Source organism: Micromonospora sp. NPDC049799, from assembly GCF_040656655.1.
Taxonomy (GTDB): domain Bacteria; phylum Actinomycetota; class Actinomycetes; order Mycobacteriales; family Micromonosporaceae; genus Micromonospora.
The window spans coordinates 1-14055 of sequence record NZ_JBFAMU010000093.1; the positions used below are offsets into that span (position 1 = coordinate 1).

The window sequence follows — 14055 nt, forward strand, 5'->3', positions numbered from 1 at the left end:
GCGGCGGCGCGGTCGGCCACGGCCGTCACCCGGGTGCGGACCGGCGCCGGCGGCTGGAGCCGGGACCAGACCCGGCCGTCACGTTCGGCGAGGGTGGTGCGCAGCGCCTCGTGCCGGGTCAGCAGCTCGGTGAGCGCGGCGTCCATCCGGTCGACGTCGAGCGGACCGGAGATCCAGTACCCCAGGGGTACGGCGTACGTCGCCGCGCCGCGGTGCAGCTTGTCCAGGTACCAGAGGGCAGCCTGGCCACGGGACACCGGCCGCCATTCGTCGTGCTCGCCGGCCGGCGTGACGGCTGCCAGGCCCGGCTCGTACCGTCGTGCGCCACCCACCAGCGCGGTGAGGCCGGTTATGGTCGGCGCCGAGCGCAGCTGGTCGAAGGTGAGCGCCGCCCCGGTGGCCTGGGCGATGCGGCTGAGCAGCTGCAGTCCGCGCAGGGAGTCGCCGCCCGCTGCGAAGAAGTCCTCGTCGGCGCCGGGCGACCGGCCCAGCACCTCCGCGACGAGACCCGCGATGGCCTGCTCCCGGGTGGACGGCTCGGCCGGGGCGGGCCGGTCGGCGACGGCCGGTGGCGGTGGCGGTGGCAACTGGGCCGGGAGAACCTTGCCGCTCAGCGGGGACCGGGGGATCCGGTCCAGCAGGACGACGGTCTGCGGGAGCATGACGGCGGGCAGCCGGCGGGCCAGCTCGGTGCGCAGCGCGGTCTCGGCGTCCGGAGCCGCGTCCGCCTCGACGTAGGCGATCAGGCGCGCGCCGGAGACCGGGTCGTCGGCGGCGACCACGACGGCGTCGCGGACACCGGCGCAGGCCCGCACCGCGTTCTCCACCTGGCCGGGCTCGACCCGGAATCCGCGGATCTTCACCTGGCGGTCGGAGCGGCCGAGGAACTGCAGGTTGCCGTCGGGCAGCAGCGCGGCCCGGTCACCGCTGCGGTACATGCGCGTGCCGGGCGGGCCGAACGGGTCGGGGGTGAACCGATCGGCGGTGGCCGCGGGTGCGCCCAGGTAGCCGCGGGCCAGCCCGGAGCCGGCGATCCACACGTCGCCCGGTTCGCCGTCGGCCACCGGCGTCAGGTCGTCGTCGAGCAGGTAGACGGTCATCCCGGGCAGCGGCCGGCCGATCGGCACGAGCCCGGTGTCGGGCAGGTCCGCCGGGTCCGGCCGGTACGTGGTGCAGCTGATCGTCGTCTCGGTGGGCCCGTAGTCGGCGACGAAACGCACCGGCCGTGCGCCGACGACCGCCGTCCAGGCGGCGAGCTTGTCCATGCGGATCTTGTCGCCGCCGATGAAGACCGTGCGCAGGGTCTCCGGCAGCGTCACCACCCCGGCCCGCAGGTCGTCGGTCCACTGGTGCCAGTACGCGCTGGGCAGGCTCACCACGGTCACGCCGCGCGCGCTGATCAACCGGGTCAGCTCGACGCTCGTCGGCCGCGGCGCGTCCGGCAGCACGACCGCCCCGCCGGCGAGCCAGACCGGCAGCACCTCCTCCAGTGAGGCGTCGACGGCCATCGAGGTGAACTGCAGGAACCGGTCGGCCGGTCGCAGGTCCAGCTCCGCGCGGATGCCGGCGGCGTGGCCGGCCAGGGAGGCGTGCGAGATCCCGACCGGCTTCGGCCGGCCGGTGGAGCCGGAGGTGAACATGCAGTAGGCGAGGTTGTCCGGCCGCATCGCCGGCGCCGCGCCGTCGACCGGGCCCGCGGCGGCCATCTCGGCCAGCTCTGTCAGCTCGACGACCGCGAAACCGGAACCGGACGGCACCGGACCGGATCCGGCGTGCAGCAGCAGCTCCACCTCGGCGTCGGCCAGCATCGAGGCGGCCAGTTCGGCGGGGAGCGCGGCGTCGACCGGGACGTAGACGCCACCGGCCTTCCAGACGGCGAGCAGCGTCACCAGCCAGCGCGCTGACTGCTCGACGGCGAGCCCGACCCGGGTCTCGGGGCGCACACCACGTGCGGCGAGCAGACCGGCCAGCCGCCCAGCCTGCTCGTCGAGGTGGGCGTAGCTCAGGACCCCGTCGCCGGACACGATCGCGGGCGCGGCCGGCGTCCGCGCCGCCTGTGCCTCGATCAGATGATGTACGCAGAAATGGGACATGGATCGCCTGCCTCCGTAATCCGAAAGGGCGTGGAATCGCAGGGGAACGGGGATCTGCCACCGTTTCCAAGTGTGCAAAGTGCTCGGTCGGACAAGGCGTCGAGCAATACCTCAGCAGGCTAGAGGAACCCGCGGAGGGCGTCGAAAGGCGGAGAACCCGTAACCCTCAGGCGCGGGCGCTGTCGGCGGTGGCCTGCCGCCAGTCGTGGTACAGCCCGGCGTACACGCCGTCGGCGGCGAGCAGCTCGTCGTGGCGGCCACGCTCCACCAGCCGGCCGCCGTCGAGCACGATCACCTCGTCGGCCCGCTCGGCGACGGCCAGCCGGTGCGCGACGGTCACCGAGGTACGCCCGGCGGTCAGCCGGCGCAGCGCCTCGATGAGTGTCAGCTCGATCTCGGGGTCCACGGCCGAGGTGGCCTCGTCGAGGATCAGGCAGGCCGGGCCGGCTATGTGGGCGCGGGCCAGGGCGACCAGCTGTCGCTGCCCCGCGGACAGGCTCTCGCCGCGCTGCCCCGCCGGGGTGTCCAGGCCGTGCGGCAGGCCGGCGAGGAACGCCTCCGCGCCCAGCTCGCGGAAGGCCTGCTCGATCTCGGCGCGGGTGGCGGACGGGCGGCCGTAGCGGACGTTCTCCTGCACGGTGGTGTCGAAGAGGAACGGCTCCTGCGGCACGACCACCAGACGCGAGCGCAGCGACTCGGTGGCGATCTCGCGGACGTCCACGCCGCCGATCAGGATGCGGCCGCGGTCCGGGTCGGCCAGCCGCGCGATCAGCTTGGTCAGCGTCGTCTTGCCGGATCCGGTGGCGCCGACCAGCACGACCTGGCGGCCGGCGGGCACCTCGAACGACACGTCGTGCAGCGTCACGCCGGCATCGGGGTAGCCGAAGACCACGTTCTCGACGACGACAGCGGGCGGGTCGGGCGGCAGCTGCCGGCCGTCGGCCGGCTCGGCGATGTCCTCGGCGACGTCGAGCAGGGCCAGCACGCGCCGCCACCCGGCGACCGCGCTCTGGGTGAAGTCGATGACCTGGGTGAACTCGGTGATGGGCGCCAGGAAGAGGGTGACCAGCAGGATGAAGGCGACCAGCTCACCGGCGGTGTGCCCGGTGGACGGGCCGAACGCCAGCCCCACCGCGACGACACCGACCACGATGATCACGGCGAACAGGTCGGCGAGGGAGAACAGCAGGCCGCCCAGGTACCCGGCGCGGATCCGCGAGTCCCGCCACCGGTGGATGGTGGCCCTGGTGCGGCGCAGGCTCGGATCCACGACGCCGTAGGCGCGGATGACGGCGGTGCCCTGGATCGTCTCCGAGATCACCGTGAGCAGCTCGGCGACGCGGACCCGGACCGCGGTGTGCGCGGGGCCGAGGCGCCCGACCACCATCCGGACCAGCAGCAGCAGCGGCACGGTCAGCACGAGCGTGACCGCGGTCAGCGTGATGTCGTAGAAGGCCATGCCGGCCAGGGCGGCCAGCATGATGGCGCCGTTGACCAGCCACGCGATACCGCCCCACTGCAGGAACATGCTGAGGGTCTCGACGTCGGAGGTCACCCGGGACACCAGCTTCCCGCGCGCCTCGGCCGAGTGGTACGCCACGCTCAGCCGGTGCACGTGACTGAAGGCGCGGACCCGCAGGTCGTACAGCGCGCGTTCGCTGGCGATCGCGAGCCGCGCCAGGCTCGCCCAGTTGATCACGGCGGTGATCGCCACGACGAGCCCGGCCAGCGTGCCGAGCGCCAGCAACCGGCTGCCGCTGATGTGACCGGTGCTGAGGCCGCTGTCGATGACCTGCTGGATCAGCACCGGTACGGCGAGCCGGCCGATCCCGCCGAGCAGGGCGAGAACGACCGTCAGCGCCAGGCCCTGACGGATCTGCGGGATGGCCGCCAGGCCGCGGCGGATCACCGCGGTCGTCGACCCGGTGACGCTCTCGGGGTCGGCCGGCTCGATCTCGGTCATGCCTGCACCCGCTCTCGCTCGTAGGCCCGGATCAGCCGGTCGTAGCCGTCGAGCCGCAGCAGGTCGGCGTGGGCGCCGACACCGGCCACCCGGCCCTGGTCGAGGTAGACGACGGCGTCGGCGAGGGCCAGCGTGGCGGCGCTGGTGGTCACGACGATCGTCGTGGTGGACATCAGGCCGGTGGTGAGGCCGCTCATGATCTCCTGCCGGGTGGTGGCGTCGACGGCGGAGGTCGCCTCGTCCAGCAGCAGCAACCGCGGCCGGCGGGCCAGCGCCCGGGCGAGGGCGATGCGTTGCCGTTCACCACCGGAGAGCGTGACGCCGCGCTCGCCGACCGGCGTGTCCGCCCCGTGGGGCTGGCCGTCGACCAGGGTTCTCGCCCGGGCCAGGCGTAGCGCCTCGTCCAGCCGCGGACCGGCGTCGGCCGCGGCGGCGCCGTCGAAGTCGAGCAGCACGTTCTCGGCGAGCGAGCCCGCGAACAGGAAGGGCTCCTGGAAGGCGGCCGCGATGGCCGTCGCGCGCTCGGCCGGGCTGATCCGGCTCAGATCAGCGCCGTTCAGCAGCACGGTGCCGCCGGACGGCGAGAGCAGGCCGGCCAGCGCCAGCAGCAGGGTGGACTTGCCCGACCCGGTGCCGCCGGCGATCGCGACAGTGGCGCCGGCCGGCACGTGGAAGCTGACGCCGCGCAGCGCGGCCGCGCCGCCCGGGTAGGTGAAGGAGAGGTCGCGGACCGCCACGTCGAGCGGGCCGTCCGGCAGCGGCTGCGGACCCGCCGCGGGCGGCGGCAGCGGCTCGTCGAGCACCGACTGGACCCGGGCGTACCCGGCCAGCATGCGCGGCACGTCGCCGAGTACGTTGCCGATGGTGCGTACCGGGACCACCAGCATGGCGAACACGTTGACGAAGCTGACCAGGGCGCCGACGCTGATCTCTCCGCTGTTCACCCGCAACGCGCCGACGACGACCATGATCAGCGAGGTGGCGGTCGGGATCGACTCGATCAGCGAGTCCAGCAGCCAGTCACGGACGGCCAGTTTGATCTTCGCGTCGCGCAGGCCGGCCGCCTCCGCGGCGAACCGGTCCCGCTCCGCACGGCCACGGCCGAGCGTCTTCACCAGGGCCGCGCCGTCGAAGCTTTCGTGGGCGACCTCGGTCACCCGCCCCAGCCGATCCTGGACGTCCTGGGCAGGCCCCGCGACCTGCTTCTGGTAGACCGAGTTGACCAGCAGCAACGCCGGGATCATCGCGCCGCCGACCAGGGCCAGCACCGGGTCGACCACCACCGCCCAGCCGGCGGTGACCACGAACAGCACGAACATGCCGAGCACGTCCGGCAGCCGGGCCGGCAGCTCGGCGGCCGCCTCCGCGTCCGTCGTGACGTACGCCAGTTTCTGCCCGGTCGGGTGGACCTGGTGGTAGGTCATCGGCAGGCGGTGGTAGCGCTCGACGACGGTGTCCCGCAGGGTGGCGTCGAAACGGGCCCTGGTCACGACGAGCGACCAGCGCCGGATCAGTCCCGCCGCCCCCTGCAACACACCGACCGCGGCCACCACCAGCAGCACGGTGACGATCGTGCCGCTGGCGATCCGGCCGTCGTCGAACCTCGGGATCACCACGTTGTTGACCAGCTCGCCCAGCGCCACCGACCAGGCGACCAGGCTCGTGCCGTACAGCAGCGAGCCGGCGAGGCCGGTGAGGATCGGGCCGGGATGGGCGCGGAAGGCAGCGAGCAGCAACGCCCGGGATCGCCGGACCTGCCTGAACCGCCCGGCGGTAGTCTGATCTGCCATCGCGCCTTCCCTGCCACTCGCTGTGCCGGACTCAGTGGTAGAACCCTCGCTGCGCCGGACTCAGAAGTAGGACCGGAGCTCGCCGCGACGGCGGACGTCCGTCGTGGCACAGTGGAACGAGCCGCCGAAGCTGTTGAAGTTCCGGAACGGGCAGGGGAGCGGTGTGATGCCCCAGCTCTCGGCGAGTTCCTGCATCGGCCGGTCCTCGGCCTCGACCAGCATATGGGTCTCGTCCACCATCAGGACGTTCATGTTGATCCACTTGCTGGTCATGTAGAGCGGGTGGCCGTCCGGGATGACCGGCTCCGGCGCGCGGCGGATCTCCCAGTCCTTGAACTGGCGCGGCACCTCGACCACCCGGTCGGGGTGGATGAGCAGCTTGCCGGGCGCGAGCGGCATCAGGCTCGCGTCGATGTGCATCGGATGGTCGTCGACCAGGTCGACCACGTGCACCTGGTACTCGTCGCCGATCTCCCGGCGCACCCACTCGATGCCCATCATGTTGGTGACGTGGCTGCGCTGCACGAATATGTCCCGGCCGCACCGGATGAAGTCGGCCGCGTCGAAGGTCGGCTCGAACTCGGTGATCACCGACCGGAACGGCTCGCCGTCGGGCTGGTCGGTCCAGCCCTCGACGTACAGCTCGTCGCTGAGCTCCGGGCGCGGGCCGGCGGACCACCGGGCGCCACCGCGGAAGTACTCCTTGAGCAGCGGCCGGTAGGCGGAGCTGGCGAAGTAACGCGACCGCCAGGCCATCGGCGCCTCGATGATCTGCTCGCCGATCACCAGCAGCAGGTCGCGCGGCATCGCGTCGTAGAGGCCGGTGCTGGTCCAGCCGGGCGCGCCGTACGACAGGCCGTGGTCGCGCGGGTCCGGCCGGCGCACCCGCACGCCGTGGTTCGTCAGGATCTCGACGAGCTGGTCGAGCTCGTCGCGGGCGGCCGCGATCTGGTCGGCCGGAAACGGCTTGCCGGCCTGCTCCCGGAACACCGCACGCTGTTCCGGGGAGAGCGGCGCGGCCGTCACGGTGTCGTACGGCGGGAAGTGCGCACCGTCGACCGTGCCGACGATGACCTCCTCCAGCGGATCCCACTCGTTGTAGGCACGCACCGGTGACCCGGTCGCCCCCTCTGCCTCAGGCACGGTTCGTCCTCCGCTCGTCGGTGTACAGGGTTGCGCCGGACCACACGTACGACGTGCCGCCCCAGGCGGTGGCGGTGGCGACGTCCGGGAAGAACCCGTGCCCCGCCAGGTTGGCGCTGGTGTTGCACAGCAGGGGGATCCCGCTGATCCGGTGGTACTCCTCGAGCACCCGGCCGACCCTGGTGTGCGGCGTGTCCGGCCGGATGGTCTGCAGTCGGGCCGTCCCGTCGAGGTGCAGGACGGCCGGCACCTTCTGCGCCCATCCGGGACGCAGCCGGTGGTCGAAGAGCATGTACGGGTCGGCGCCGCCGGGGTCGAAGACCGAGGCCGCCGCCGACTCCAGGCAGATCGGCGCGACCGGGCGGTACGGCTCCCGGTGCTTGATCCGGTTCAGCTCGTCCTTCATGGCCGGTGCCACCGGGGCGGCGATGATGCTGCGGTTGCCGAGTGCCCGCGGCCCCAGCTCCGCCCGGCCGTCGACCACCACCACCGGCTCACCGGTGGTGTGCAGCAGCGCGGCCAGCTGCGCCTCGTCGCACGGCCGCGCCGTCCAGCCGGGCGCCGGCCGGCTCGGCGTGACGGCCGGTCCGGAGTAGACGTTCCACTCCAGCGCCGGATCACCGCCCTCGGTCAGCACCTCGCAGAGGGCGGTGCCGATGGCGGCGCCGGAGTCGTTGGTGAACGGCGGCACCCAGACACCGGTGAACAGCCCGCTGGAGCGGATCATGCTGTTCCACTTGATGTTGAGCGCGCACCCGCCGGCGAGACTGATCGGCAGCGGTGCGGGCAGTTCGAGCCGGGTCACCGCGTCGGTGAGCGCGCTGACCATCGTCCGGCCGATGAACTCCTGGAAGGAGGCGATCAGGTCGGCGCTGGAGTGCGACGGGAACAGCGCGGCGCAGCGGGCGGCCAGCGTGGTGCCGACCTCCGGGCCCAACGACTCGGCGCCCAGCTCGGCGACGAATTTGTCAAGGGCGGCGAGCACGTCGTCGTCGACGCCACCCAGGCCGGCGTACGCCATCGCCTTGCCGGCGGTACCGAGATGGTGTTCGACGATCTGCACCTCGGTGAGCCCGTCCAGCGGCCGGTGGAACGGCTCCAGCGCCAGGCAGAAGTACGTGAACGCGTCACCGACCAGGCCGAACAGCGGACCCAGGTACTCGCCGGTCACCGGCCGCCCGGGGCGTACGAGGTACAGCCGGGGCAGCGTGCCGCCGTCCCAGACCAGGCCCAGCGAGCTCTGCCCCGCGAACGGGCCGGTGCAGTAGCTGGCGTACAGGTGGTGGCTCGCGTGCGGGTAGCTGCTGTATCCCCCGGCCAGCGGGCTGCCCGCGATGCCGGCGAAGGTGTAGCGCGGCGGAGGGGCGGGCACGAACGGGTCGGCGACGTACGGCGCGGTGGCGACGCTGAACGGCTTCCCGCCGGACAGGGTGTCGATCCGGGTCGGCCCGTCGTCCTCCGACCACCACCCGTCGATCACGAAGCGGTCCACGTCGGCGACGTCGAGCCCGTGGTCGGCCAGGACGGCGGAGATCCGGTCGAGGTCGCCGAGCGCGCTGTAGCGACGGCCGTTGCCGATCTTCTCCATCTCGGCGCTGAAGATCAGGCGGCGCCCGTCGAGGACGGCGACCGCGCCGTCGTGGGACACCTTGATCCCGCAGACGATCATCGCTGGGACCTGCTCATGGCCGCTCGCAGGCTGGCCGGCCGCATGTCGGTCCACAGCTCGCCGATGCGGGCCAGGCACTCCTCGCGGGACGCCGGCTCACCGACCGGCGTCCACCCCGCCGGCACCGGGCGGTCCGACCGCCAGATCGAGTACTGCTCCTCGTCGTTGCGCACGACCACGTACGTCTCGTCGGTGTCGGTCATGACTGCCCCTCGTTCTCGGTTCGGACGGCCTGCGGCTCCTGGGTCGGGTGGACGCGGCCGGACAGCATCTCGATCTCGATCTCGATCCCGACGGTGGCGCCGGGCGGGTCCGCCGGTCCTGGCGGGTCGAGCCGGGCCAGGTGCGCGGCGATCCGGTCGCGGTCGCTCACCAGCCGGACGTGCCCGCGGACGTCGACCGACATCGGCCTGCCGGCCGGCGGCCCGGACGGCACGGGGCCGGGGTCGAACACCGCCAGCACCTTGCCGCCGTCGCTCAGCGGCGTCGCTTCGGTGCGGTCCAGGACGCCGAACAGCACGCCCTGCCGGCCGCGGGAGCGGTCCAGGGTCAGCGGCAGCCGGGTCACGACCGGGAACTCCGAGGGCCCGGCGCTGACCACGGTGCCGGAACCGCACCGCTCGATCTGCGCGACCATGGCCTCGGCGCCGTCCCGCGCGGCGGGGAACGCCCGCGCCAGGGAGCCGCCGTCCTTCACGATGGCGGTGACGATCTGCTTGGACCGGAACGGCAGCAGCGACAGCAGCGTGTCGCCGAGCCCGTGCGTCGCCTCGGCGAGGCCCTGCACGTACAGCCCGCAGGTCAGCTCCTCGGCGCAGCGCACCCGGTGGTCGCGGGAGACCACCGGCCGGCCGTCGTCGCCGAGTTCGAGGTACGGCAGGACGGCCCGGTACATCCGCGTGTCGAGCTCCCGCCGGTACCCGGTGGCCAGCACCAGTCCGTCGGCGCGCAGCTCGTGGGACCCGGCGCCGAAGCGGCTGTGCACGCCGATGCGCACTCCCCCGCCGTCCGCCTCGGCCCGGGTCAGCCGGGAGCCGTCGTGCACCACCAGCCGGGTCCGTCCGCGTACCTCGTCGGCGTAGACCAGCCGGTACAGGTTGTCGAGGAAGCCCGCCTCCACCACCCCGTAGTTGGTGTTGCGCAGCCGGGCGGCGTAGTCGCGCCGGTTCTCCTCGCTGCGGGAGTAGAACTCGTCGGCGTTGGCCTCGAAGAACTGCTCGTTGGCGAACGGGTTGTTGTCGGTGGCGCGCAGCGAGTACCCGGGCAGGACCAGGTGGACGCGGGCGTTGCGGTAGTGGTCCAGCAGATAGTGGGTGATCTCGCCGGCGCTCTGCCCGTCTCCCGCGACCGCGAACTCCCACTCCCGGTCGTGGTCGGTGAAGGCGCCGGGGAACTGCGACAGGAACGCGCTGGAGTGCACCACGGCCGGGCCGGTCGTGACACCGGCGGGCACCATCGGCACTCCGCCGAGCGCGTGCACCACGTTGCGGGCGTGGTACTCGACGACCTCGCCGGTGGCAGTGTCGGTGGCCGTCACCCGCCACAGCGACAGCGTGCCGTCGTCGTCGCGGACCGGCGTCACCGCGGTGACCGCGGAGCGGTACCGCACCATGCCGGCGAACTGCCCGCCGACCCACCGCAGGTAGTCCTGGAACTCCAGCCGGGTGGGCCGGAACTCGGAGAGGTTGACGAACTTCTCCAGCCGCCCCTTGGCCTTCTGGTAGGCGAGGAAGGTGAACGGGCTGGCGAGGTTGCGCAGCGACACCAGGTCCTTGAGGAACGAGATCTGCATGCGTGCCCCGTCGATGAGCATGCCCTCGTGCCAGCAGACGTCCGGCGACCGCTCCAGGAACAGGCAGCTGCGATCGGGGGCGATCTCCTGGGCGGCGATCGCGAGAGCGATGTTCGACGGTCCGAAACCCAGACCGAGCACATCGTACGGATCGTCCGGCGTGCCGAGATCCTTCACGTACCGCTCCTTCCTCGACGACTTACCGGCTCATCCGACGGGCGGTGTCGCGGGTGAGCGCTGGGCGACGCGACCGGTGTCCAGGAAGCCCACCAGCGCCGGCACCGGGGAGACCACGCGTCCGGCTTCGTCGAGGCGCTCCTGGTACTGCTCGGCGACCTCGGGCAGCCGGCTCCAGTGCGTCGCGGGGCGCAGGTGGTGCTCCTGGTGGTAGCCGTCGTTGAAGGTCAGCAGGTTGTACAGCCGGCCGTAGTGGCTCACCGAGTTCGCGTACCGGCTCTCCGGCTCCGCGCCGAAGTGCCGGTAGTAGTTCTGGACGTTGACCAGGGTGAACGCGAGCGCCACCGAGGGCAGGTAGCAGAGCAGGGTCCACTGCCAGGACAGGGCCGCGAGCAGCACGGTGAACGCGAGCTGCGCGAGCCGGTCGTACCTGATCTGGTTCAGCTCGGCGGCGCGCCGGGCCGGGTTGCGCGAGGCCAGCCCCAGCAGGGTGGTCTCACGCGGGCCGACCGCGCCGCCGCGGCGCAGCGTCCCCCAGGTGGCCACCCACTCCTGGGCGGAGGAGGCCAGGCCGCAGACCAGGTACCACCAGAGCGGGGCGTGCCCGTCGTCGCGGCTGTACCGGTAGGTGGAGGTGATGTCGGCGGTGGTCCCGTCGCGTTTGCGGTCGTTGTTGTACCGGTGGTGGTTACGGACGTGGGTCAGGTGGTAGCCCTGCACCGACTGCGCGATGTTCGCCGAGCTGATCATCGACAACACGGCATTCAGGCGGTTGTCGGTGAACCAGGGCTGATGGACGAACAGGTGGGTGACCACGATGATCGAGTACGTCATCATGGCCGTGACCAGCGCCGCCGAGGCGAGCCGTGGCCAGAGTCCGTCCGGTGTCAGGGCGGCCAGCGTGATCGTGCCGGCGAACTGGGTGAGAGTGATCGCGAGCAGGATGGCGTCGGCCGGGCTGTTGCGCCAGAACTGTCGCGGCTTGGCGTCGACCATTTCACCAGCACCTTTCGTACGCTGCGGACCTGCCCGGTGATTCACCGACGTGTCGATTCACCGGCGCAGATGCGCCGAGCGTCAGGAATTGGGCCGTGTACCTACGGGGCCCGGGATACGGCGACGACGCTAGCCATGGCCGCAGCTGTCAACGATGCCGTGCGCGGCGTCCAACTGTGCACATTCGCCATTTGGAATGGCGGATATGTGAACGCACAGCGACGCGCCGCGCGGTCGTCGGACCACGCGGCGCGTCGCTGTCGTTGATCTGTCCCGGCCCTCGGCGCGTCAGGCGCGCCGGGCCCGGTCGTCAGCCGTCCAGTCTGAAGATCAGCTCGGTGACGGTGGCCTGCCGGCCGGGGGCGAACGAGTCCTCGCTGCCGACGCGCACGAACCCGTTGCGCTCCAGCACCCGGATCGAGCCGGGGTTGTCCTCGACGACCCGGGCGTGGATCGGCCGCTCGGTCACCTCGCGGAGCAGCGCGGCGACGGCGGCGGTGGCCGCACCCCGGCCCCACCAGTCCTTACGGATCCAGTAGGTGAGCTCGGTGTCGCCCTCGATCGGGAAGGTGGCCACGCTGCCGACGACCTCACCGCCGACCTCGATGACGCGGTTGACGATCGCGTCGTCGGCCAGGATCTTCCGATACTTCTCCCGGAAGGCGTCGGCGTCGCGGGCGGTCTTGGCATCGGTGAACGCCGCCAGGTGCTGGGCGGTCTCGTCGAGCTGGATCTCGAAGAGCGCCGGGACGTCGTTCTCGGTCAGGGGTCGTAGCGAGATGTCCCTGGCCACGCTGTCAGTCATCACGCCTCCGCGTCGGACGGAACGACGGGTCGTTCCACATCAGAACCGAGCCGAGGCTAGCACGCCGACGGGGTCGCTCCGGGCCAGGAAAATCGGCGGCGGCACGCGGCCCTTTTAGGGGACACGCCGCCCCGGCGCCCCGGCATTAGGTTGCTTCACAGGGATTTCGGCCGGAGGGCCACCTGCTCGCGAATGGAGGTCCTCTCATGGTGCGGCAGACCGAGCTGTTGACGCCTCAGCTGTCGGACTATCTCGATTTCCTGGATCGCGGGGAGATGAGATACCTCCCCTATCTGATGTATTTCAACAGGCCGAACTACCGATCGGCGGCCATCAACACCGACCGCCTCGGATTCCGGATCTCGCACGGTCCGAGCGGGCCGGGATCGGCCGGCGGCGACCGGCTCGACGGGCCGGTCCGGCTGCTGGTCGGCGGTTCGGTGTCGCTGGGTTACGGCGCCACCAGCGACGCGGCCACGATCGCGTCGCGACTCTGGTCGAAGCACGCGCCGAGCCGGCCGTGGTTGACCTTCGGCGCCCCCTACCTCAACTCCACCCAGGAGTTGATGCTGTTCGTGCTCTACCGGCACCTGTTGCCCCCGATCGACGAGATCGTCATCATCAGCGGCTTCAACACGCTGGTCATGGGACAGCTGACCGGGGTGGACGTCGGCGGCCAGGAGCCCTTCTTCTTCTGCAACGAGTACTTCGAGAAGATGCAGGAGCTGCGCGCCCGGTACGCCGAGCCGGCCAAGACCAGGCGGTGGCGCACCGGCCCGCGGCCGCCGTCCCCGTCGGTCGCGCCGCCCGCGGCTCGTCCGACCACGGCCGGCATGATCGAGTCCGCGGTCGGCGTCACGATGCGCAACCTCGACAGTTGGTTGGTGATGGCCGCCGCGACCGGCGCCCGGGTGAGTTTCGCCCTCCAGCCGCTCGCGACCTGGCTGCGGGAGACGCCGGCGCCGCAGGAGAAGCTGCTCTTCGACGAGTTCGACGAGCTCTCCGACTACGGCACCTGGGAGGAGCGCTACGGCGACGTCGGCAGCATCGCGACCGGCGCCGCCTACGCCGCGGCTCTCGGCGAGGCCTGCGCCCGCAAGGGCGTCCCGTTCGTCGACACGCTCTCCCGGCTCGCCGAGCTGACCAAGCCGTCGGACTGGCTCTTCGTCGACCGCGGTCACTACACCGACGAGGGCAACGACGTCGTCGCGCAGGTGCTGGCCGAGAGCCTCCAGCTGTCGTGAGGCCCGGATGCCGACCCGAAGTGAACTGAGGTGACCTCTCCATGTCGTTCCTGCGTACGGTGATCGCCCGGCTGTTCGGCCGCCGCAAGAAGAAGGCGAAGCGCGACGCCTCCATCTACCCGATGTTCTGATGGCGATGGGTGACGATGCGCTGACGCTGCCGGTCCGGACGGTGTTCGCGCGGGCGTGCGAGCCGGAGGAGACGCCGCTGCCCGACACGCTGCGGCCCGCGATCCTCGGCGAGCTGGCCGGCGCCGGCCTCGACGGCGCCGACGGCGACGTCGCCGCGGTCGCCGAGGCGGGGGCCACCGGCGACGACGACGATGTTGACGCCCTGGAGCCGGCCGCGCATCCGGTCCGGGGCGTACACCAGCAGCATCGAC

11 protein-coding genes are annotated in these 14055 nt (G+C 71.9%); 2 read left to right on the forward strand and 9 right to left on the reverse strand.

Annotated features, from left to right (window positions below):
• The 9 genes from AB0I76_RS10465 to AB0I76_RS10505 form a co-directional block, all read right to left on the reverse strand.
• The coding region (locus AB0I76_RS10465) for an amino acid adenylation domain-containing protein (RefSeq protein ID WP_357032890.1) at nucleotides 1-2093 on the reverse strand (2093 nt) is incomplete at its 3' end.
• 166 nt (nucleotides 2094-2259) lie between these two features.
• Nucleotides 2260-4056: an ABC transporter ATP-binding protein gene (locus tag AB0I76_RS10470; RefSeq protein ID WP_357032893.1), complete on the reverse strand. Its 1797-nt coding sequence runs from the start codon at nucleotides 4054-4056 to the stop codon at nucleotides 2260-2262.
• Nucleotides 4053-5846 carry an ABC transporter ATP-binding protein gene (locus AB0I76_RS10475; protein ID WP_357032896.1) on the reverse strand — a complete coding sequence of 598 codons (1794 nt, stop codon included), beginning with the start codon at nucleotides 5844-5846 and terminating at the stop codon, nucleotides 4053-4055. Before AB0I76_RS10475 ends, AB0I76_RS10470 begins: the two co-directional genes overlap by 4 nt.
• A gap of 60 nt (nucleotides 5847-5906) precedes the next feature.
• Entirely contained in the window at nucleotides 5907-6989 is a 1083-nt protein-coding gene (locus AB0I76_RS10480; protein ID WP_357032898.1) for an amidinotransferase, read from the reverse strand.
• Nucleotides 6982-8658: a carbamoyltransferase N-terminal domain-containing protein gene (locus AB0I76_RS10485; protein WP_357032901.1), complete on the reverse strand. Its 1677-nt coding sequence runs from the start codon at nucleotides 8656-8658 to the stop codon at nucleotides 6982-6984. The genes AB0I76_RS10480 and AB0I76_RS10485 overlap by 8 nt, the downstream gene beginning before the upstream one ends.
• Nucleotides 8655-8861, reverse strand: coding sequence for an MbtH family protein (locus AB0I76_RS10490; protein WP_357032905.1), 207 nt, complete (start codon nucleotides 8859-8861; stop codon nucleotides 8655-8657). Before AB0I76_RS10490 ends, AB0I76_RS10485 begins: the two co-directional genes overlap by 4 nt.
• Nucleotides 8858-10627, reverse strand: a complete 1770-nt coding sequence (locus tag AB0I76_RS10495; RefSeq protein WP_357032909.1) for a SidA/IucD/PvdA family monooxygenase — start codon at nucleotides 10625-10627, stop codon at nucleotides 8858-8860. The genes AB0I76_RS10490 and AB0I76_RS10495 overlap by 4 nt, the downstream gene beginning before the upstream one ends.
• Before the next feature lie 30 nt (nucleotides 10628-10657).
• A complete protein-coding gene (locus AB0I76_RS10500) occupies nucleotides 10658-11623 on the reverse strand; it encodes a fatty acid desaturase (protein ID WP_357032912.1) in 966 nt (321 codons plus the stop codon).
• A 310-nt stretch (nucleotides 11624-11933) separates the two neighbouring features.
• Entirely contained in the window at nucleotides 11934-12428 is a 495-nt protein-coding gene (locus tag AB0I76_RS10505; RefSeq protein ID WP_357032916.1) for a GNAT family N-acetyltransferase, read from the reverse strand.
• A 206-nt stretch (nucleotides 12429-12634) separates the two neighbouring features.
• On the opposite strand from AB0I76_RS10505, the gene AB0I76_RS10510 reads away from it, so the two are divergent.
• Together AB0I76_RS10510 and AB0I76_RS10515 are read left to right on the forward strand one after the other, a co-directional pair.
• Entirely contained in the window at nucleotides 12635-13672 is a 1038-nt protein-coding gene (locus AB0I76_RS10510; protein WP_357032919.1) for an Inducer of phenazine A, read from the forward strand.
• A 136-nt stretch (nucleotides 13673-13808) separates the two neighbouring features.
• Nucleotides 13809-14055, forward strand: a 247-nt coding sequence (locus AB0I76_RS10515) for a hypothetical protein (RefSeq protein ID WP_357032923.1), incomplete at its 3' end; no start/stop codon positions are given.